Below are 20,511 nucleotides of genomic sequence, written 5' to 3'. Positions count from 1 at the left end.
AAGTGACGCCGTGGGTGGAATTGGTATGTGGCGTTGGCGGCCAAATGGTTAGGCCGCGTCGACGATGGTCTTCATGTACAAATCCAAAATCGCCGGCGTGTCGCATTCTATGCAAACGTCGTGCGATGGCAGGCCGCTCCATGCGCTGAGCGCAAACTTGCGGATGTCGGGCTGCTGGATGGTCTGGCCCTCGGCGAGCCCTTCAGTGATCACGCGGATCGGGCCAGAGCGGGTGGTGAACAGCTCAGGCGCGATGACATAGGCGACGGCCAGCGAGTCGTGGCCGAAGACGCCGTCGACGCCAGTCACGTCGTTGTAGAACTTGGCGTAGAGCCGGGTCATGTCCCAGATCAACTGGCCGTTGGCGCCGGCGCCATCGCGCAATTGGGCGAGATAGGCGTTTGTCATCAGGGCTTCCTGGGTGACGTCGAGGCCGATGACGACGACCTTCCAGTTGGCGGCAAAGATTTCGTCGGCTGCCAGCGCGTCGCCGTGAATATTGGCTTCGGCGACGGGGGTGACATTGCCGCTGTGGCCCTTGAAACCGAAGGCGCCGCCCATGATGACCACGGATTTTACCAGCGTGGCGAAATCGGGATCGAGCCGCAGCGCCAGGGCCAAGTTGGTCATGCGGCCGACGGCGATGATGGTCACTTCGCCCGGATTGGCGCGCACCGTTTCGATGAGGAAATGGGCGGCGTCCAGCGCATGCAGGCCTGACGTGTCGATTTCGGGCAGCGGGATGTCGCCAAGGCCGTTGGCGCCATGCACCATTTCGGGCACATCGGCGATCACCCCATTGAGCGGAGCCGCTGCGCCGCGGGCTACGGGCGCGGTGATATCGAAATGCTGGCGCAGGAACAGGGCGTTGCGCGTGGTGGTCTCGATCGAGGCATTGCCGAGCACGGTGGTGATCCCCAGCAGGTCGAGCGCCGGCGAGGATTTGAGGAACAGCAGCGCCATCGCATCATCAATGCCGGGATCGGTATCGAAAATAACCTTGGTGGGGGACACGGGGCTCGGCTCCTGGTTCTGATGGGTGCGCGTGCCTATCAGGCATGGCGGCCAACTGCAAACCGCGCCGCGCGGTGCGGCTACAAAATTGCTTGTGGATGCCGCTCCGAGGGCCACTCAGGCGTGATCGGAAACCAGCCAAGCATTAGGAATTGGTCGATAGAATCGATCTAGACTTGTCCTCGCAGTGACCAGAGTATCGCCCTTGCCCAACGCCTCCGACCAGCATCACGATGGACTCGTCCTGGCCCGGCATTTGCTGGCCAAAGGGCAATGCGTGGAGGCGCTGGCGGCCACCAAACAGGTTTTTGCGCAAGCACAAAGCCGCCGCGACAAGGCGCTGATGTCGCGCGCGCTGGTGCAGCTGGCCTGGTGTTGCATGAAGCTTGGCGATCCCGAGACCGGGCTGGATTGCCTGATCGGTTCCAGGCGGCTGGATCAGCGCGGTGACGACGGCGCCGAGCAAGCCCGGACCCATGCGATCGAAGCCTTCCTGCTGCTAGATTTGGGCTTGAGCGACGAAGCCTTCGCGGCCGCCGAACTGGCTGTCATTACCGCCGAAGCGGCCGGTCAGGACGCCGTCACGGCCTTCGCCTATAACGTCAAGGGCGTGATCCTCGCGTTGTGCCGACAGCCGGAACTGGGCGCCAAGCTGCTGGAGCGCGCCGTTGCGCTGACGCAGGGTCCCAAAGAGGAAACCGACCGCGCCTTTCATCTGCTCAATCTGGGTTTTTGCCAGATACAGCTCGTCGACGATGCCGAGATGAGCGAGCGAGCGTCAGAGGGCCGTCATTGGCTGGACCTGGCGATTGAAACCAATGACGCCGCCATCGCTGCCGCCCGGCTGTGTGGCGATGCCTGGACATTGCGCACTGCACTGGCCAACGGGGCCGAATACCAGGCGCGTAGCGGCAATCTGGACCCGGCCATGGCGTATCTCGATGCTTGGGCGGCGTTGCCGGGCGATCCGGGCGTCGGCTTGCGCATCCACTATCTTTATACGCTGGGCAACGTTCAATTGCGGGTCGGCAAGCTGGAAGACGCGCGAAATACCTGTGCCGAAGCGCTGGCCCAGGCCGAAACGGGCAACCAGATCGACCATCAGCTCAACGCGGAGGCCTTGGGGCAGTTCGAGACGGCGCTGGGGCTGCACCGGCGCTTTCATGCCCTCTATGTGCGGCAATCGGGGGAAACCACGCGGCGCCGCGCCAAGATCGCCGAAATCCAACTCGAGAGCGAACACTTGCGGGCGCGGGCCCAGGAACTGAGTATGCAGGTCATGCTCGACCCCCTTACCGGCATCGCCAATCGGCGTTGTTTCGATCAGATCCTGAGCCGCCTGGATGGCACCCCCTATGCGGTAGGCATGCTGGACCTGGACCATTTCAAATCGGTCAACGACCGCTTCTCGCATCAAGTCGGCGATACCGTTCTGCGGCGGGTGGCGCGCATCATGGTGGAGCAGATCGGCGTGCATGGTCACGCGGTCCGTCTGGGCGGCGAGGAATTCGCGCTGATATTTCCCGGCGCCGTCACTGCCAACGCCTCGGTGTTCTGCGACACGGTCCGGCTTGCCATTGCGGACGCAGACTGGTCCGACATCGCCGCCGACCTCAGGGTCACAGCCAGTATCGGCCTGGCTGCCGGCACCGGTGACGAGGGCGGCGACGATCTGATTGCCGCGGCCGACCGACGCCTTTATGCCGCGAAAACGCAGGGCCGCGACCGCCTGGTGGCGTTCGACGCAGATGCGCTCGTCATGGCCGGTTGAGCGATTGCGCCAGTTGCCATAGGGATATCGCCTGTCGAATCGAACCGTCGAGACATCGCTTATGACCACTGCTTCCGCGCTGCGTGCCTTTGAGCAAACCCTGGCGCGTTACGCTGATCCTATTGAGGTTGGCGCGGCGCTGCATCGGCTGGCCGAGGCGGTGATCGGGGTCAAGGTGTTCACGCTGACGGCGATCAATATGGAAGCGGGCCACGTGCGGCGGGTCTATTCCAGCCATGAGGATGTCTATCCGCTGCTCGGCACCAAGCCGCTGGAGATCGACGACTGGTTCGAGCGGATGCGGACGGAACGGGCGATCGACGTGATCAATACGGCCGCCGGGATGGAAGGCAATTTCGGCGATCTCGACCTGATCCGCACGCTGGGCTGCAACGCCTCGATCAGCGTGCCGGCCATGGCGGGCAATGAGCTACTCGGGACCATCAATGCGCTCGACGCCGAAGGGCGCTACCGCGCGGATAAGGCCGAGGCGGCGCAGGCGCTGATCGTGCCGGCCGTCGTGACGTTTCTGATTCTGCGCAGGCATTTTACGCTTTAGGCACACTAAAATTTTGTGTCGGGTCTATTGAACCGCGGGGCCCAAGATGCTGGTATAGCGGCATGATTAGCCCGCCGCTCGCTGCCCGACCATTGCCGCCTGACGCAATTGCCCAATGGGCAATCGGCCAGGCGCACTAGATGGCGACTTATGTCATCCAGCGGCTGGGACTGATGCTGCTGACGCTGTTCGCCATCGTTACGCTGACGTTTTTCCTGATGCATGCCGTGCCGGGCGGCCCCTTTGTGTCAGAACGGATGCTGGCGCCCGAGATCGAAGCGTCGCTCAATGCCAAATTCGGGCTGAGCGATCCGATCTGGCTGCAATATCTGCATTACCTGCGCGGCATTGCGATGTTCGATCTGGGGCCGTCGTTCAAATATCCCGGCGTTTCGGTCAATCAGATGATCGCCGATGGTCTGCCGGTGACGTTGCGGCTGGGGCTGCTGGCGGTGATCTGCGTGGTGGCTTTGGGCGTGCCGATGGGGATTGTGGCGGCGCTGAACCGCAATAAATGGCCGGATACCGGCGTCATGCTGCTGGCCACGATGGGCGTCGCTATTCCCTCCTATGTGATCGCGACGGTGCTGCTGTATGTGTTCGCGCTCAAGCTCGGCTGGGTGCCGACTTTCGGGCTGGACGATTGGCGCGGCTATATACTGCCGGTACTGGCGCTGGCGGGATTCTGGATTTCCTTTGTGGCGCGACTGTCGCGGTCGAGCCTGCTGGAGACCTTCGAGCAAGATTATATGACGACGGCGCGCGCCAAAGGGCTGCGGCCCGGACAGGTGCTGTTCAAGCACGGCCTGCGCAATTCGCTGATCCCGGTGGTGACAGTGCTGGGGCCGGTGGTGGCTAACCTGGTGACGGGCTCGTTCGTGATCGAGCAGATTTTTGCCCTGCCCGGCATTGGGCGGCATTTCGTGCTGTCGATCACCAATCGCGATTATACGGCGATCATGGGCATCACCATTTTCTACGCGGCCCTGTTGATGGTGATGATCCTGATCGTGGACCTGCTCTACCTGTGGCTCGATCCGCGCATCAAGCTGTCGGGGCAATCGGCATGAGCGAGGAAACGATCGCCCCCGCCATGTGGGAAAAGCTCGACCGTTCAGCGAGCGAAACCGAGGTCATCGCGACGCCGAGCCTGACCTATTGGCAGGATGTGCGGAAGCGGTTGTGGGCGAACAAGCCGGCGGTGGTCAGCATCGGGTTTATCGTGCTGCTGATCCTCGCGGCGATTTTCGGGCCGATTTTCAGCCCGTTCTCCTATTCCGACCAGAACCTGAAACTGGCTAACCTACCGCCGGTGTTCGAGCCGTATCGGGTTACCGACAGCAGCGGCGCGTCGACGCGATTTTTCCTCAACGCCTCCAATTTCAACCTCTACCAGGTGTCCGAAGGCGGACAGGTGGAGGAGATTATCCGCGGCGAGCGCAAGGACATGCTGAAGAAGCGGCAGGCGTTCAAGTTTGGCGATCAGGCGGTGACGCTCGACTATTCCAGCTTGCCGGCCAAGCTGCTCAATGCCGATGGTTCGGTGCTGCGCCCCGAGGGCCTGCAGTGGAACATGACCTATCTGTTCGGCACCGATCAGTTGGGGCGCGATGTGCTGGTGCGGCAGATGATCGGGGCCCGCATTTCGCTGACGGTGGCGTTCGTGGCGACGCTGGTGAATTTTTTCATCGGCATCTTTTACGGCGGCATTGCCGGCTATGTGGGCGGCAAGACCGACGCGGTGATGATGCGCATCGTCGAGATCATCTCGACGATACCGCTGACGCTTTACGTGATCCTGTTGATGGTGGTGCTCGATAGCGGGCTGATTTCCATTGTCGTGGCGATCGGCTCGGTGTTCTGGGTGGATATGGCGCGAATGGTGCGCGGGCAGATATTGATGCTCAAGAGCCAGGATTATGTGGCGGCGGCGCGGACCATGGGCGCGGGAACGGGGCGGATACTGACCAAGCACCTGCTGCCCAATTCGGTTGGACCGATCCTCGTGACGCTGACCATGTTGATCCCGAGCGCGATTTTCATCGAGAGCTTCATGAGTTTCATCGGGTTGGGCGTGACGCCGCCGCTGGCGAGTTGGGGGACGCTAACCTCCGAAGCCGTGGAGACGCTACGGGCCTATCCGCATCAATTGTTCTTTCCGGCGGCGGCAATCAGCCTGACCATGTTTGCGTTCAATTTCCTGGGTGACGGGCTGCGCGATGCGCTCGATCCGAGGTTGCGCAAATGAGTGTTCCGATCCTTTCCGTGCGGGATTTGCGCACCAGTTTCTTTTCGCAGCGCGGCGAGGTGCAGGCGGTGCGCGGCGTCAGCTTTGATGTGGCGCCGGGCGAAATGATAGGCATCGTGGGGGAGAGCGGCTCGGGCAAGTCGATCACCTGCATGTCGATCCTGCGGCTGCTCAAGGCCAACGGGCGGATCAAGGGCGGGGAAGCATTGTTCGACGGGCGCGACCTGTTCAAACTCGATGAAGACGAGATGCGCGATCTGCGCGGCAACGATATTGCGGTGATTTTTCAGGACCCGATGACGAGCCTCAACCCGACTTTGACGGTTGGTGAGCAGGTCATCGAGACTATCCTGCGGCATCGCCGGGTGACGCGGACACAGGCGCGGCAGCGGGCAATCGAGCTGTTCGAACTGGTGCGCATCCCCTCGGCGGCAGCGCGGCTCAAGTCGTATCCGCATGAGTTTTCGGGTGGCATGCGGCAGCGGGTGATGATCGCGATGGCGCTGAGTTGCGATCCGAAGCTGCTGATTGCCGATGAGCCGACGACGGCGCTCGACGTCACCATCCAGCGACAGATTTTGATGCTGCTGAAGGAATTGCAGACGCGGCTGGGCATGGCGGTGATTTTGATCACGCATGACTTGGGGGTGATCGCGGAGGTCACCGACCGCATCGTGGTGATGTATGGCGGCATGGTGATGGAACAGGGCGATGTGCGCGACCTGTTCGCGCGGCCGCGCCATCCTTACACGCAGGGGCTGCTGGCAGCAGTGCCGGATTTGCGGGACGACACGCATCATCGGCTGACGCCGATCCCGGGGTCGCCGCCCGATATGGCGCATCCGCCGGAGGGGTGTCCGTTTGCGCCAAGGTGTCCGCATGCGATGAAGCAGTGCGTCGCGGCGATGCCGCCGCTATTCGATGGGGCACGGTGCTGGTTGCAGCACCCCGAAGCGCCGCGGGTGGTTGGGGTGAATATGGTGGAGGCAGCGTGATGGATGCTCCTCTTGTTTCGCTCCGCAATCTCAAAAAACACTTCAACCTCGGCGGCAACCTGCTGGGCCGCAACCGGGCCGTCCTGCGTGCGGTGGACGGCGTTGATCTGGATATCAGGCGTGGCGAAACCTTGGGCCTGGTGGGTGAGAGTGGGTGCGGCAAGTCGACCTTGGCGCGGACGCTGATCCGGCTCTACCAGCCGACGTCAGGCGAAATGCTGTTCGACGGTACCGACATTGCGCCGCTGAATGAGCGGGCGCTGGCGCCGTTTCGCAGCCGGATGCAGATGATTTTTCAGGACCCCTATGCGTCGCTCAATGGGCGGATGACGGTGCGCGACCTGATTGCCGAGCCGCTGGAAATTGCGCGGATCGGCACGCCGCAGAGCCGGACCGAGCGGGTGATGGAACTGCTCAAGCGGGTCGGGCTCAATCCGGATCATGCGACACGGTTTGCGCATGAATTCTCCGGAGGCCAGCGCCAGCGCATCGGTATCGCTCGCGCCATTGCGCTCAACCCGGACCTGGTGATCTGCGACGAGCCGATTTCGGCGTTGGATGTGTCGATCCAGGCGCAGGTGGTCAATATGCTGGAGGATCTGCAGGACGAATTGGGGCTGACCTACCTGTTCATCACCCATGACCTGTCGATGGTGCGCCATATCTCGGACCGGATCGGGGTGATGTATCTGGGCAAGATCGTCGAACTCGCGAGCAATCACGACCTTTATGCGCGGCCCAGCCATCCCTATACGCTGGCGCTGCTGGCCTCCATTCCGGTGCCTGATCCGAGCGTGCGCAGCACGTCAGAGCCGATGCGGGGAGAAATCCCCAGCCCGATCGATATTCCCAGTGGCTGCCGGTTTCGCACGCGCTGTCCGCTGGCGACAGAACTCTGCGCGGCGCACGAGCCGCCGCTTCGCGATATCGGCGGGGGGCACCTCGCCGCCTGCCACTATGCCGGTGACACGGCCATGCAAACGGGACAGGCTGCGTGATCGCAGCCCGCCATCAACCAGGCCGGATCGAACCGGCCAACAACAGGAGAGACACATGCACAAGCTGATACTGCCACTGGTGACAGCCGCCCTGCTCGCCAGCACCGCCTGGGCGATGGCCGCGGGCGAATTGACCTATGTGGTCAACAATGAAAGCGCCAAATATGATCCCGGCACGACCGCCGAGACCTTTGCGGCGCCAATCATCGGCAACACCTTTGAGGGGCTGGTGCGCTTCGACAAGGCGGGCGAGATCGTCCCGGCTTTGGCCGAAAAATGGGAAGTCTCCGAGGACGGCCTGACCTATACGTTCCACCTGCGCGACGCCAAGTGGAGCGACGGCAAGCCAGTCGTGGCCGGCGATTTCGTTTATGCCTGGACCCGCGTGCTCGACCCCGCGACCGGGGCGATGAATTCGGCCATGCTCTACCCCATCGTGGGAGCCGAGGAGCATTACAATGCCGCCGGCAAGGGCGACATTTCCGTCTCCGCCCCCGACGACAAGACGCTAACGTTCACGCTCAAGGCGCGCGTCCCCTACATGATGCAGCTTTTGACCTACACCACCTTCTTCCCTGTGCGCGAAGACGTGGTCGCCGCCGATCCGGAAGGCTGGACGCGCAATCCGGCGACCTTCATCGGCACCGGGCCGTTCCGCGTCACTCAGTTCAATGCCGGCGAATCCGTAGTTTTCGAAAAGAACCCGAACTATTACGACGCCGCAGCCGTCAGCCTCGACAAGCTCACGTTCCGGCTGATCCCCGATCCCGCAACGGCTCTGGCCGCGATGGAAGCGGGCGACATCGACGGCATCGAAGCGGTGCCGGCGCCGGAAATTCCACGTCTGTCGGTCGAAAGCGACGCCTTCATGGTCGTGCCGGCACTCGGCACAACCTATGCGTTCTTCAACCCGGCGCAGAAGCCGCTCGATGATGTCCGCGTCCGCAAGGCGTTGTCGATGGCGATCGATCGCGAGGAGATCGTCGAGTTCGTGCTGCAATCGGCCGATATCCCAGCCATGGGCGTGGTGCCGCCGGGGATGATCGTGGACGGTCAGGAATTCACCGAGGGCCGCGACACCTTCGGCCTGGCCCCCACCGCCGAAGTCGAGGGTGCCAAGGCGCTGCTGGCTGAAGCCGGCTATCCTGACGGCAAGGGGTTCCCCGATACGGTGTTCGTGACCTACTCGTCCCCGCCGATCGAGAAGCTGCTCGAAGCCATTCAGCAGATGTGGAAGAAGAATCTCAACATCGACGTGAAGATCCAGGCCAGCGAGTGGCAGGTGTTCTATCCCGAAGTGCAGAAGGTGCAGTACCAGATCGCGCAGATGGGCTGGGGCGCCGATTATCCGCACCCAATGACCTTTCTGGACAATTTCGTCACCGGCAGCCCGAACAATCTCGCGGGCTGGTCCAACGCCGAATATGACGCTGATGTCGCCGCGGCCAAGGCCACGGGCGACGAGGCGGAGTCGCTCAAGGACATGCGCGCCGCCGAGGCGATCGTGATGAACGAGCACATCATCCTGCCGGAATATCACCGCAACAACTACATGATGATGAGCCCCAAAGTGACGGGCTTCTGGCGCTCGACGCTGAATGTGCCGTATTTCCGCGACGCCACGATCGCCGAATAGACCAACTAGAATCATGGTGCCGCCGCGAACGCTCGCGGCGGCACTTTTATGGTGTGGAGTGAGAGCATGACGGTTGCGGTTATTGGCGGCACGGGTTTTCTGGGCAAGGCGGTGGCAAAGCGCCTGCTGGCACATGGCCAGGATGTGCTGGTGATGGCGCGGGGCCGCGAGCCAGTGGCGCTGCCGCCGGGCGTGCGGTTTGAGATGGCCGACCGGATGGATTCGGGAGCCATCGCCGCCCTGCTCAAGGCCAATGGCGTCACGGCCGTCATCGATATTTTCACGCTGAGCTTGCGCAATACGCAACCGGTGCTGGATGCGGTCGGCACGGTGGGTGGGCGCTACGTGCTGGTCAGCTCGACCGACGTTTATTCCAACTATGGCGGGCTTTTGAAAAAGGAAAATCCGGCGATCCGGCTGGAGCCGGCGACCGAGGATTCCCCGCTGCGCACGCTGCGGTTTCCCTATCTCGGCAATCCGCGCCGGCCCAAGGGTGTCGATGACATCCTGTTCGACGAATATGACAAAATCCCCGTCGAGGAGGCGGCGCGTGCGGATACGCGGTTCGAGACCACGATCCTGCGCCTACCGATGATCTTTGGCCCCGAGGACAAGCAGCATCGCTTTGCCTGGGCGATCCGGAACGCGGCGGCAGGCAAGCCGTTCGCCATCGATGCGCGGGCGGCGAAGGCGCTCAATTCCTATGGCTATATCGATGATATGGCCGAGGCGCTGGTGCTGGGAGCGCTTCATCCTGCGGCGGCTGGACGGACATACAATGCAGCACAGCGCGAGCTTCGGACGGTGCGGCAGTGGGCGGAGACCATCCTCGATGTGATGGGGGTTAAAGCCGAGATCACCGAAGTTCCGCCTGACGCCAAGGGCATTATGGTCGAGCGCGCCGAGGCGTCGAACATGGACTATCCGCTGACGCTGGACAGCACACGCATCCGCGCGGAGCTGGGTTATGCCGAGACGATCAGCGAGCGCGAGGCGCTGGAGCGCACCATTGCGTGGGAGCTGTCGCAAAACTGACGCACGGACGTTGACAAAGTCTCGCCGTAATTTAGTCTGGCTAAAATCATTGGGGCAGCTGAGGTTATGTATTGTCGGAGTTGAATGCCGAGCATGGTGCGAAAGCCGAACCGGCCGGATTTGCTGTCGACATGACTCTGGGCGAGCGATTGCGGTCGCGCCGCAAGGCGATCGGCAAAACTCTGCAGCAGGTGGCCACCGAATCCTCGCTGACCGTAGGCTTCATCTCCCAGATCGAACGTGGCATCTCCACGCCGTCTCTGGCCTCGCTCTACAATGTCGCCCAGGCGCTGGAAACGACGGTCGATCATTTCGTCTCGAAAGCCCCGGCGCGCAACCATAGCGTGGTCAGCCATTCCGGCCAGCGCCAGACCTACAATATGGGTGACGCGGCGCGGTCTTATGAATTCCTCGAGCGCGGCTTTCCCGATGCCAAGCTCAATGCCTGCCTGTCGCATTTGCCGCCCGGCCACATAACCGAAATCATGAGCCATGAGGGCGAGGAGTTCGTCTACCTGGTGTCCGGCACCATGCGCTATGAGGTCGATGGCGAGACCTATCTTTGTGGTCCCGGCGATACCTTGCATTTCGACTCGCACAAGCCGCATCGGGGTGAGAATATCGGCACCGAGACCGCGGTCGAACTCTGGGTCGGCACGATGAGGTTGTTTCCGGAATGAGCATGCTCAATCCAGCTGTTGCCGAGGAATTGTCGGAGGCACTCGCTGCTGGCCCGCAGGCTATGTTCGCGCTGCTGTCCGGTCTGTTCACCGCCATCCCGGGCATTCGGACTGCGACCTTTATCGCCACGGCGCCGGATCGGCCGGTAACGCACCGGATCGGCACGTCAAATCCCACTGATTTCCCGATCGGCAATGTCGATCCGGTCGACGACAGCCCGTGGAACAACCGCATCCTGCGCGAAATGAAGCCCGTGATCGGGAACGACGTGCCCGGCGTAGCGGCGTTCATTCCTGAAGTCGACCAGTTGGTGGCCATGGGCTATGGCGCCTGCTCGTGCTTTCCCATCGTCATCGCCGGCGAGACACGCGGCGTCGTGGCTCTGCTGGGCGATGCGGGCATCTTTACCTCGGCCGCCCTTGCCGAAATCAACACCCTTCTGCCCATTGCCGCGCTGATTTTCACCTTCCAGGGGATCAGCGAGCGATGATGTACGCGCCTGCAACCGGCCGCTTGCGCCGGACCGACAATCCTTCAACCAGGGAGACTGCCATGCGCCTGTTCAAGACGCTCGCGGCTGTCGCCTTCGGAGCGGTGCTGACCGTTTCCGGAGCAATAGCCGAGACGCCCAAGAATACCCTCGTCATCGCGGACGCGATCGACGACATCATCACCCTCGATCCGGGTGAAGTCAGCGAAGTTGGCGGCGTGCTCGCCAGCCAGCAGATTTACCAGCCGCTGGTGAGTTTCGACCCATCCGACGCCACCAAGATTTACGGCGTTCTGGCCGAAAGCTGGACCGTTTCGGAAGACGGCAAGACCTTCACCTTCAAGATGAACCCAGCCGCCAAGTTTGCCTCAGGCAATCCGGTGACCGCCAATGACGCCGCCTATTCCCTGCAGCGCGTCATTATGATCGACAGCCGTATCTCGTTCATCCTGACCCAGTTCGGCCTGAACAAGGACAACGTGGCGGAGAACATCAAGGCCACCGACGACTCCACGCTGGTGATCAAAGTCGATCAGAAATATGCGACCAGCTTCGTCCTCTATGTGCTGTCTTCCTACACTGGCGGCATCGTCGACTCCGTGCTGGTCAAGCAGCATGAGGGCGTGCTGGCCGCTGGCGGCAACGACTATGGCAATGCCTGGCTGAAGAGCGAAAATTCGGCCGGCTCGGGGCCCTATGTGCTGACCAAGTGGGATCCGAAGGTTTCGATCCTGCTGTCGCGCAACGACAATTTCTGGCAGACCCCTCCGGGCGTCGAGCGCATTTTCCTGCAGCATATGCCGGAAAGCGCCACCCAGCGTCTGGCGCTGGAAAAGGGCGATATCGATATCGCCAACAAGCTGGGGCCCGATGATATCGGCGCCGTTTCGGCCAATCCCGACGTGTCGATCATGGAAGGCAATTCCTCCACGATCTATTATTTCGGCCTGAACCTGCGCAACCCCGCGCTCAGCAATCCCAAGGTTGTGGAAGCAATGAAGTACCTGGTGGATTACCAGGGCATTGCCGACAGCATCGGCCGCGGCACCGTCAAGGTGCACCAGACCATGATCCCCGACGGGTTCCTGGGCGGCGGCATCAACTATAACCCCTATTCGCTCAACGTCGAGAAGGCCAAGGCCCTGATCGCCGAGAGCGGCGTGGCGCTGCCGATCAAGCTGGCGACGGTGGTTTGGAACACCTCGCCCTATACCGAATATGCCCAAGCCGTTCAGGCGACCATGGCGCAGGCCGGCATCGAGCTGGACCTGCAGGTTGTGGATGGCGGCCAGTGGCTGGATCGCTATCGTTCGCACGATCTCGACATCTGGTTCGGTCTGTGGGGTCCGGACTATCCCGATCCGCATTCCAACGCCAAGGCGTTCACGGTCAACGACAAGGCCAATCCCGATGGCCAGCACGGCAACCTCGCTGATCGCTTCGGCTGGGATTCGGGCCCGCTGTCGGACCAGGTTCTCGCCGCCGTGCAGGAGCAGGACGTCGAAAAGCGCAAGGCGATGTATGACACCATCCAGCGCGCGCACACCGATAGCTCGCCATTCGTCTACATGTTCCAGGACAGCCGCAAGGTTGCCATGCGCTCCAACGTCAAGGGTGTCGTGCTCGGCATCACCTTCTCGGACGACCGCTATGGCGCGGTGACGAAGGAATAATCCGCAATATTCGCCGGGGGCGTTCGCGTCCCCGGCTCCTCTTTGAATGATCGGCCAGACCGCTTGAACGCTCCCGTCCACCCCGCCCTACGGATCATCTTCGGCATCGCCTCATGGCTGCTCACGGTGGCGATCACGCTGCTGGGCCTAGCGGCTTTGACGTTCTTCATTGGGCGCGTGCTGCCAATCGATCCGGTGCTCAAGATCGTCGGCGAAAAGGCGTCGCCGGAAGTCTATCAGCGCGTATTTCTTGAACTGGGGCTCGACAAACCCCTCTGGCAGCAGTTCTGGGAATACATCACGAAGATCCTGCGCGGGGACTTCGGGACGTCGTTTTCAACGACCCGGCCGGTGCTGACCGATCTGCTCAATTTTTTCCCCGCAACGCTGGAGCTATCGACGCTCGGCCTGTTGCTGGGCGTCGTGCTCGGCGTGCCCATGGGTGTCGCCTCGGCCTATTGGCACGAGAAATGGCCGGACCACCTCATCCGCATCGTCGGGCTGATCGGCTATTCGGTGCCGATCTTCTGGCTCGGGCTGGTTGGGCTGTTCGTATTCTATTACCGGCTCGGCTGGGTCTCCGGCCCCGGCCAGCTCGATGTGTTTTTCGTCGGCGTGGTGGATCGCTGGACCGGCTCGATCCTGATCGACAGCGCGCTGCAGGGCGAATGGGAAATCTTCTTCAACGCCATCAGCCATATGACGCTGCCGACAATTTTGCTCGGCTATTATAGCCTGGCCTATATTTCGCGCATGACGCGCTCGGTGATGCTGGACCAACTCACCCGCGAATATGTGCTGACGGCCCGGCTCAAGGGCGCCAGTGAATTCCGCGTGGTTATGGGGCATGCGCTGCGCAACGCGGCCATTCCGTTGGTGACGGTGATCGCGCTCAGCTATGGCGGATTGCTTGAAGGCTCAGTGCTGATTGAGACGATCTTTTCCTGGCCGGGCATCGGCAATTACATCTATTCGTCGCTGTTCGCGGCCGACATGAACGCGGTGCTGGGCGGTACGCTGCTGGTCGGCGTGGTCTTCGTGTTCCTCAACATGCTGTCGGATGTGCTCTATCGCACGCTCGATCCGCGTTCGCGCTAGGAGGGAACCATGAGCGTTATCGCCGATCCCATCATCGATCCCAAGCGCGCCCTCCGCGCCGCGCGGATTGCCGAATTCAAAAGTTTCGCCCGTCGATTTGCGCGCAATCCACTCGGCATGGTCGGGCTGATCATCGTCATTGCGCTGCTGGTTTGCGCGGCGCTGGCGCCGATCCTGGCGACGCATGATCCCTACCTGCCTGCACTGAGCGACCGGCTCGCCGCGCCGGGCGCGGAATACTGGTTTGGCGCGGATGAGCTGGGCCGCGATATCTATTCGCGCATCATTTTCGGTTCGCGGCTGACGCTGCTGATCGTGGCGCTGGTGATCGTCACCTCGGCCCCCGTTGGCCTCGTCATCGGCGCCATTGCCGGCAACTACGGCGGCTGGGTCGATCGCATTTTCATGCGCATCACCGATGTGTTCCTGGCCATTCCCAAGTTGCTGCTGGCACTGGCGTTCGTCGCGGCGCTGGGACCGGGCATCGTCAATGCGGCGCTGGCAATCACGCTGACGGCGTGGCCGCCCTATGCGCGGCTGGCGCGGGCCGAGGCGCTGATCGTACGCAATTCGGATTATGTGAATGCGATCCGGCTCGCGGGGGCGTCGGACTTCCACATCATCGTCTACCACATCATGCCGATGTGCCTGTCCTCGGTCATCGTGCGCATGACCTTCGACATGGCGGGCATCATCCTGACGGCGGCGGGGCTGGGCTTTATCGGCCTCGGCGCGCAACCGCCGCTGCCCGAATGGGGCGCGATGATCTCGACCGGGCGCAAGTTCATCTTCGATCAGTGGTGGGTGGCGACCGTGCCGGGCTTTGCCATTTTCATCGTCAGCCTGGGCTTTAACCTCCTGGGTGACGCCATGCGCGACCTGCTCGATCCCCATCTGAGGCAGCGCCGATGAGCGACACTCTGGTCGAAATCGAAAACCTGCGCATCGCCTTCCCTCGCGAAGGCGGCATGAGCGATGCCGTGCGCGGCGTATCGCTGTCGCTGGGTCGCGAGAAGCTGGGCATCGTGGGCGAGAGCGGATCAGGCAAGAGCCTGACCGGGCGGGCGCTGCTGGGCGTCTTGCCGAGCTATGCGCGGATCAGCGTCGACAAGATGGTCTTCGACGGCATCGACCTGACGGCCGCCTCGCCAAAACTGCGCCGCTCGCTACGTGGCGGGCGGATGGGCATGATCCTGCAGGATCCGAAGTTTTCGCTCAATCCGGTGATGCGGGTTGGCTTGCAGATCGTCGAGGCGATCCGCATCGGCGATAAGAAGCTGCCCAAGCGCGAGGCATTCAAACAGGCACTGGCGGTGCTTGAGGCGGTGCATATCCGGGACCCGGAGCGGGTGTTTTCGCTCTACCCGCATGAGCTGTCAGGCGGCATGGGCCAGCGCGTCATGATCGCCATGATGGTGGTGCGCGAGCCGGACCTGCTGATCGCAGACGAGCCGACTTCGGCGTTGGACGTGACAGTGCAGACGCAGGTGCTCTCGATCCTCGATGAACTGGTAACACGCCGGGGCATGGGGCTGATCTTCATCAGCCACGATCTGCGGCTGGTGTCGCGGTTCTGCGATAGGGTCATCGTCATGTATGCCGGCCAGATCGTCGAGACGCTGCGCGCCGACCGGCTGAACGAGGCCACCCATCCCTACACGCGAGGCCTGCTTGCCTGCCTGCCGACGATTGACGGGCCGCTCGACCCCCTGCCCGTACTGCAACGCCAGGCCAGCTGGCTGGAGGCGCGGCCATGATCCAGGTCGATCACCTGACGGTCAATTTCGGACCTTCGGTCGCCGTGCGCGATGTCAGCTTCTCGGTGACACAAGGCGAGAGCTTTGGACTGGTCGGCGAAAGCGGATCGGGTAAGTCCACGATTCTGCGCACCATCATGGGGCTCAACCCGGATTGGTCGGGCTCGATCAAGATCGACGGGCAGGATACCAAATCGACCAGCCGCACCGATCTGGCGCGACGGGCGCAGATGGTGTTCCAGGACCCCTACGCGTCGCTGCACCCGCGCTATGTCATCGGCCAGGCCATTGCCGAGCCGATGCGGATCAATAAGCTGCCCGATCCGGAGAAGCGCACGGTTGAATTGCTGGACCTGATCGGCCTGCCCGGGCAGTTCCGGTTCCGCTTCCCGCATGAGCTTTCGGGGGGGCAGAGACAGCGCGTGGCCATTGCGCGGGCGCTGGCACTCAACCCAAAAATCCTGCTGCTGGACGAGCCAACCTCGGCTTTGGACGTGTCGATCCAGGCAGAAATCCTCAACCTGCTCAATCAGTTGCGCAGGGAGCTGAACCTGACCTTCGTGATCGTCAGCCACGACTTGGCGGTGATTTCCTATATGTGTGATCGCCTCATGGTGATGCGCAATGCGGAAGCGGTGGAAACGCTCAGTCGCGAGCAGTTGCGCAGCCGCGATATTGCCCAGAGCTATACGCGTGAGCTGATCGCCGCTAGTTAGTGGCGGTCCGCTCCAAGTCATGATCTGCGGGTAACTTTAAAGACTTAAATAACACACCCGTGACTAGTGTGCGCCATGGCCTCGTGGCGGAGCGTTACGCGGGGGATTGCAACTCCCCACACCCTTGGTTCAAGTCCAGGGCGAGGCCTCCATATTTACGGCGGATCGATGGTGCTGCGCGGCTCGGCGATGGCGGTCAGCCAATCGGTCGGGCGTTCGACGAAGCGCGTCACCGCCGGCGCGTCGGGGCCCTCATGCAAAGCACGAACGTGGTCGCCGACTTCGGCGTCGGCCTTGGTCATGCGCAGGTTGTGGCGGACATATTCGGTCCAGGTGGGCGTCTGGTAGCGCTCCACCCACACGTCGGGATGTCCAAGATCGCGCAGCAGGGTCCAATGGCGGGCACCGTCGCGCCGGCGGATGCGCTTGCGGTCGGACATGACGCGCAGGAACTCCGCCAGATGGTGGGGTTTGATGATGTAGGCGATCTGGATCACGATCGGGCCGCTGCGCGCTTCGAGGTCGAGTTCGAGGGCCGGTTCCTTCCAGCGATTGAGCGGATCGAGATCGAGCGTCGAACGCTGCGGCAATGGCAGGAACAGGCCAAGAGCGGCCCCGACGAGCATCAACAGCCCTGCCCCTCCCATCGCGAGTTGCAGGCCATAAAGCTCTGCGGCGACGCCCCAGAGCCAGCTGCCCAGCGCCATTCCGCCGAAGGTCGCTGTTTGGTAGAGTGATAGCGCCCGCCCCACGACCCAGCGCGGCGAGGCCAGTTGGACCGAGACATTGAACAGCGACAAAGCCAGCACCCAGCCGGCGCCGCCAATGAGCAGGGCCGCGCCGGTCAGGAAGGGCGAGGTGCTGATGCCGGTGACGGCGGCGCAGATGGCGAAGCCGATAAAGGCCATCCGCACCACAGCCTCGCTGCTGAAGCGCTGATGCAGGCGATTGCCCAGCAAGGCGCCACCCACGGCCCCGAGCCCAAACGCACCCAGCATCAGGCCATAGGTCAGCGGCCCGCCACCAAGCAGCGTCGCCGACACCACGGGCAGCAGTGCCATCACCGCGATGGCGGTGAAGCCGAAGATCAAGCTGCGCAGCAGGACCTGGTAGATATTGGGCGACATGGCGACATAGCGGATGCCCGACAGCATGGCCGCGCCCATGGATTCGCGCGGCAGCAGCGCTACGGCATTGCCGGGCTTCCAGCGGAATAGCACGACGATCAATGCCAGATAGCTGAGCGTATTGATGGCAAAGGCCGCGGCCGCGCCAGCCGCGGCCACAACGATGCCACCGACGGCCGGGCCGACGCTGCGCGACAGATTGAAGCCGATGGAGTTGAGCGCCACTGCCGAAGGCAAGTGATCACGCGGCACCAGATCGCCGACCGAAGCCTGCCAGGACGGATTGTTGATGGCAGTGCCGCAGCCGAGCAGGAAGGTGAACGCCAGCAACACCCAGGGCGACATCATGCCCAGATAGGTCAGCACCATCAGGGCGGCGGACACGGCCAGCATGAAGCATTGGGCCGCGAGCATGACACGGCGGCGATTGAAGCTATCGGCGATGGCGCCGCCCACCAGCGAAAACATCATAATCGGAAGCGATATCGAGGCCTGCACCAGCGCAACCATATCGACGGAGGAGGCAATCGAGGTCATTAACCAGGCCGCGCCGACGCTCTGGATGAGCCCGCCGAAACTGGACGCAAGATTGGCCAGCCAGATGCTGCGAAAGGTCGGATGGGCGAAAGGGGCGAGAGGCGAAGCGCGTTCGGTCACCGGGATACTCTTTGTGATTTTCTAGAATGGCCTAGCCGGGCCGGTGCTGCAACCTGGGGCAGGCGGGAAATGTTCCGGGATAGCTGCCGCGGCCGGTTAATTTTGCGCTCGCAGTGGCAAACGGGCGGGACGCGCCCCATATGCGCCAGAGGTTTACGTGGACGCATCGTCGTTTGCCGATATAAGCATTCCGACCTCGGAGAATTTGCCATGACTGCCTTGTCCATCCTCGATCTGGTGCGCGTCAGCGAAAGCACCGATGCCCGCGGCGCGCTAGACAATGCGCGCGATCTCGCGGCCCATGCGGAAGGCTGGGGCTATCGCCGTTTCTGGGTCGCCGAACACCACAATGCGCCCGGCATTGCGAGCGCGGCAACATCGCTGGTGATCGCCCATATCGCCGCCGGCACCAAAACCATTCGGGTTGGCTCGGGTGGCATCATGCTGCCCAACCATGCGCCTTATATTATCGCCGAGCAGTTCGGCACTTTGGCGCGCCTCTTTCCAGGACGGATCGATCTGGGGCTGGGACGCGCGCCGGGCACTGACCAGATGACGGTGCGCGCGCTGCGCCGTTCGCCGGAAAATGCCGAGAATTTCCCCAATGACGTGCTGGAATTGCAGGCCTATTTCGCGCCCGCGGTGCCCGGCCAGCGATTGCAGGCCGTGCCGGCGGCGGGGACGGAAATGCCGCTGTGGATTTTGGGATCGAGCACGTTCGGCGCGGTGCTGGCGGCGGAGCTCGGCCTGCCTTATGCGTTCGCCTCCCATTTCGCGCCGGCGCAGCTCATGCCCGCTCTGGCGCTCTATCGCGAGCGGTTCAAGCCGTCCGAGCAATTGGCGGAGCCCTATGCGATGGCCGGCCTTAATATCGTTGCCGCCGATACCGATGCCGAGGCGCATCGGCTGGCCACGACCCAATTGATGTCGTTTGCCGATATTTTCCGCGGCGCGAGGGGGCTGAGCCAGCCGCCAATCGACGATATCGAAACCTATTGGACGCCGCAGGAGAAAGCACAGGCGTCCCAGATGCTGGCGCGCCGCATTGTCGGGGCGCCGGACACCGTGCGGGCGGGCATGGCAGCGTTCGTTGCCGAAACCGGGGTGGATGAACTGATCATCGTCTCGGACGTTTATGATCATTCGGCGCGGTTGCGTTCGTTCGAGCTGATCGCCGCAGCCCAGCAATAAACCCGTGATTGGATGTGCTTGCCGGAACGTGCCAGAAACTACCCAGCGCATCCCTTCTCGCAGGCTTTGCCGTAATCGGGTTGGCATACTGGGGAAACGGACGGGGCGTGATCGGCAATTACGGAGTAAGCGATGATTTGCCGCCACAATGGTCTTCGGCCGGTGCCGTGGCATAGACCGTGCGGGCAGAAACTTGCGGAGTGGATTGACGCAAGTTGGCAGTAGAAATCGGCGCGCACGGACGTGTAAGAGTTGATTCATAGGTTCGAGGACGGCCGCTACCTTTTCAAACATGAAGCTGGTACCAATCAAACAGACAGGGCGGATAGTAATGAATGCTTTTTTCAAGGTAGTCGGGGTCGCCCTGTTGTTGCAGTTGGCGACGCTGGGTGCCTCGCAGGTTTCGGCCGGGGAGACCGAACTGGCGGTTTTGACGTCCTATGTGGGCAATTGGCAGGGCGAAGGCGCGCTGGTGGGCGGCGACAAGCCCGAGCCATTCCGCTGCCGTATGTCCATCGCCAAGGGAAACCAGCAGAAAGTGACCTATACAGGACGTTGCAGCCTGGTCAGCGCCAATCTGTCGATCAGCGGCACTATCGCTTTCAACGACGCGCAGGGGCAGTACGAAGCCGCTATGAGCTCCAATGCCGGTTTTACCGGTCTGGCGGTCGGCAGGTTGCGCGGCGATGACATTACCTTCGACCTGAAAGAGCGGCAGAAGGATCGCAGCGGCAGCGATGTGAGGATCGGCTCGCAGATCATGCTGATCGATGGCAACATCACGGTCAATTTCGAGGTGGAATTCAACAATTCCGGGGATGTCCTGCGTGCCTCGGTTCCTTTTGCCCGATAACCCATCATAGTG

The 20,511-nt window shown here is 62.3% G+C and carries 19 protein-coding genes; 17 read left to right on the top strand and 2 right to left on the bottom strand.

The features are described from left to right. Positions 1 to 48 precede the first annotated feature (48 nt). Complete coding sequence (locus tag JWP26_RS16045; RefSeq protein ID WP_299729871.1) at positions 49 to 1,014, bottom strand: nucleoside hydrolase; 966 nt, start codon at positions 1,012 to 1,014, stop codon at positions 49 to 51. Between the two features lie 205 nt (positions 1,015 to 1,219). Here JWP26_RS16045 and JWP26_RS16040 point away from each other — a divergent pair, with 205 nt between their 5' ends. The 15 genes from JWP26_RS16040 (at position 1,220) to JWP26_RS15970 (ending at position 16,671) form a co-directional block, all read left to right on the top strand. Further along, complete coding sequence (locus JWP26_RS16040) at positions 1,220 to 2,785, top strand: GGDEF domain-containing protein (protein WP_299729868.1); 1,566 nt, start codon at positions 1,220 to 1,222, stop codon at positions 2,783 to 2,785. Positions 2,786 to 2,846: 61 nt separating this feature from the next. Continuing rightward, a complete protein-coding gene (locus tag JWP26_RS16035) occupies positions 2,847 to 3,344 on the top strand; it encodes a GAF domain-containing protein (protein ID WP_299729865.1) in 498 nt (165 codons plus the stop codon). 140 nt (positions 3,345 to 3,484) lie between these two features. After that, positions 3,485 to 4,414 (top strand): ABC transporter permease, encoded by a 930-nt coding sequence (locus JWP26_RS16030; RefSeq protein WP_299729862.1) that lies wholly within the window; start codon positions 3,485 to 3,487, stop codon positions 4,412 to 4,414. Continuing rightward, positions 4,411 to 5,592: an ABC transporter permease gene (locus JWP26_RS16025; RefSeq protein ID WP_299729859.1), complete on the top strand. Its 1,182-nt coding sequence runs from the start codon at positions 4,411 to 4,413 to the stop codon at positions 5,590 to 5,592. The genes JWP26_RS16030 and JWP26_RS16025 overlap by 4 nt, the downstream gene beginning before the upstream one ends. Beyond that, complete coding sequence (locus tag JWP26_RS16020) at positions 5,589 to 6,587, top strand: ABC transporter ATP-binding protein (RefSeq protein WP_299729856.1); 999 nt, start codon at positions 5,589 to 5,591, stop codon at positions 6,585 to 6,587. Before JWP26_RS16025 ends, JWP26_RS16020 begins: the two co-directional genes overlap by 4 nt. Further along, positions 6,584 to 7,585, top strand: coding sequence for an ABC transporter ATP-binding protein (locus tag JWP26_RS16015; RefSeq protein ID WP_367184156.1), 1,002 nt, complete (start codon positions 6,584 to 6,586; stop codon positions 7,583 to 7,585). Before JWP26_RS16020 ends, JWP26_RS16015 begins: the two co-directional genes overlap by 4 nt. 55 nt (positions 7,586 to 7,640) lie before the next feature. Next, entirely contained in the window at positions 7,641 to 9,221 is a 1,581-nt protein-coding gene (locus JWP26_RS16010) for a peptide ABC transporter substrate-binding protein (RefSeq protein WP_299729850.1), read from the top strand. A gap of 66 nt (positions 9,222 to 9,287) precedes the next feature. Next, positions 9,288 to 10,256: an NAD-dependent epimerase/dehydratase family protein gene (locus tag JWP26_RS16005; protein ID WP_299729847.1), complete on the top strand. Its 969-nt coding sequence runs from the start codon at positions 9,288 to 9,290 to the stop codon at positions 10,254 to 10,256. Positions 10,257 to 10,327: 71 nt separating this feature from the next. Further along, entirely contained in the window at positions 10,328 to 10,936 is a 609-nt protein-coding gene (locus JWP26_RS16000) for an XRE family transcriptional regulator (RefSeq protein WP_299729845.1), read from the top strand. Positions 10,937 to 10,938: 2 nt separating this feature from the next. Beyond that, positions 10,939 to 11,427: a GAF domain-containing protein gene (locus JWP26_RS15995; protein ID WP_299729843.1), complete on the top strand. Its 489-nt coding sequence runs from the start codon at positions 10,939 to 10,941 to the stop codon at positions 11,425 to 11,427. Positions 11,428 to 11,489: 62 nt separating this feature from the next. Beyond that, the gene (locus tag JWP26_RS15990) at positions 11,490 to 13,100 is read left to right on the top strand and encodes an ABC transporter substrate-binding protein (RefSeq protein ID WP_299729841.1); all 1,611 of its coding nucleotides are present in this window, start codon (positions 11,490 to 11,492) and stop codon (positions 13,098 to 13,100) included. Positions 13,101 to 13,163: 63 nt separating this feature from the next. After that, positions 13,164 to 14,198: an ABC transporter permease gene (locus tag JWP26_RS15985; protein WP_299729839.1), complete on the top strand. Its 1,035-nt coding sequence runs from the start codon at positions 13,164 to 13,166 to the stop codon at positions 14,196 to 14,198. 9 nt (positions 14,199 to 14,207) lie between these two features. Continuing rightward, a complete protein-coding gene (locus JWP26_RS15980) occupies positions 14,208 to 15,110 on the top strand; it encodes an ABC transporter permease (RefSeq protein ID WP_299729836.1) in 903 nt (300 codons plus the stop codon). Beyond that, a complete protein-coding gene (locus JWP26_RS15975; protein WP_299729833.1) occupies positions 15,107 to 15,955 on the top strand; it encodes an ABC transporter ATP-binding protein in 849 nt (282 codons plus the stop codon). The genes JWP26_RS15980 and JWP26_RS15975 overlap by 4 nt, the downstream gene beginning before the upstream one ends. Next, the gene (locus tag JWP26_RS15970) at positions 15,952 to 16,671 is read left to right on the top strand and encodes an ABC transporter ATP-binding protein (RefSeq protein WP_299729830.1); all 720 of its coding nucleotides are present in this window, start codon (positions 15,952 to 15,954) and stop codon (positions 16,669 to 16,671) included. Before JWP26_RS15975 ends, JWP26_RS15970 begins: the two co-directional genes overlap by 4 nt. A 155-nt stretch (positions 16,672 to 16,826) precedes the next feature. Here JWP26_RS15970 and JWP26_RS15965 read toward each other — a convergent pair whose 3' ends face one another. Then, entirely contained in the window at positions 16,827 to 18,455 is a 1,629-nt protein-coding gene (locus tag JWP26_RS15965) for an MFS transporter (RefSeq protein WP_299729827.1), read from the bottom strand. 210 nt (positions 18,456 to 18,665) lie between these two features. Here JWP26_RS15965 and JWP26_RS15960 point away from each other — a divergent pair, with 210 nt between their 5' ends. Beyond that, positions 18,666 to 19,646, top strand: a complete 981-nt coding sequence (locus tag JWP26_RS15960) for an LLM class flavin-dependent oxidoreductase (RefSeq protein WP_299729824.1) — start codon at positions 18,666 to 18,668, stop codon at positions 19,644 to 19,646. A 331-nt stretch (positions 19,647 to 19,977) separates the two neighbouring features. After that, positions 19,978 to 20,499, top strand: a complete 522-nt coding sequence (locus JWP26_RS15955) for a heme-binding beta-barrel domain-containing protein (protein ID WP_299729821.1) — start codon at positions 19,978 to 19,980, stop codon at positions 20,497 to 20,499. The last annotated feature ends 12 nt before the right edge of the window (positions 20,500 to 20,511 follow it).

The organism is Devosia sp., assembly GCF_028290435.1.
Lineage (GTDB): Bacteria > Pseudomonadota > Alphaproteobacteria > Rhizobiales > Devosiaceae > Devosia.
Note: the sequence above shows the minus strand (reverse complement) of the source record. Positions and strands in the feature narration are given on the sequence as shown.

Bases quoted from the DNA above. Each gene is read 5' to 3' on its own strand.
- JWP26_RS15975 (WP_299729833.1), top strand. From the start codon at position 15,107: ATGAGCGACACTCTGGTCGAAATCGAAAACCTGCGCATCGCCTTCCCT.
- JWP26_RS15980 (WP_299729836.1), top strand. From the start codon at position 14,208: ATGAGCGTTATCGCCGATCCCATCATCGATCCCAAGCGCGCCCTCCGC.
- JWP26_RS16025 (WP_299729859.1), top strand. From the start codon at position 4,411: ATGAGCGAGGAAACGATCGCCCCCGCCATGTGGGAAAAGCTCGACCGT.
- JWP26_RS15990 (WP_299729841.1), top strand. From the start codon at position 11,490: ATGCGCCTGTTCAAGACGCTCGCGGCTGTCGCCTTCGGAGCGGTGCTG.
- JWP26_RS16030 (WP_299729862.1), top strand. From the start codon at position 3,485: ATGGCGACTTATGTCATCCAGCGGCTGGGACTGATGCTGCTGACGCTG.
- JWP26_RS16020 (WP_299729856.1), top strand. From the start codon at position 5,589: ATGAGTGTTCCGATCCTTTCCGTGCGGGATTTGCGCACCAGTTTCTTT.
- JWP26_RS16005 (WP_299729847.1), top strand. From the start codon at position 9,288: ATGACGGTTGCGGTTATTGGCGGCACGGGTTTTCTGGGCAAGGCGGTG.
- JWP26_RS16035 (WP_299729865.1), top strand. From the start codon at position 2,847: ATGACCACTGCTTCCGCGCTGCGTGCCTTTGAGCAAACCCTGGCGCGT.
- JWP26_RS15995 (WP_299729843.1), top strand. From the start codon at position 10,939: ATGCTCAATCCAGCTGTTGCCGAGGAATTGTCGGAGGCACTCGCTGCT.
- JWP26_RS15970 (WP_299729830.1), top strand. From the start codon at position 15,952: ATGATCCAGGTCGATCACCTGACGGTCAATTTCGGACCTTCGGTCGCC.
- JWP26_RS15955 (WP_299729821.1), top strand. From the start codon at position 19,978: ATGAATGCTTTTTTCAAGGTAGTCGGGGTCGCCCTGTTGTTGCAGTTG.
- JWP26_RS15960 (WP_299729824.1), top strand. From the start codon at position 18,666: ATGACTGCCTTGTCCATCCTCGATCTGGTGCGCGTCAGCGAAAGCACC.
- JWP26_RS16010 (WP_299729850.1), top strand. From the start codon at position 7,641: ATGCACAAGCTGATACTGCCACTGGTGACAGCCGCCCTGCTCGCCAGC.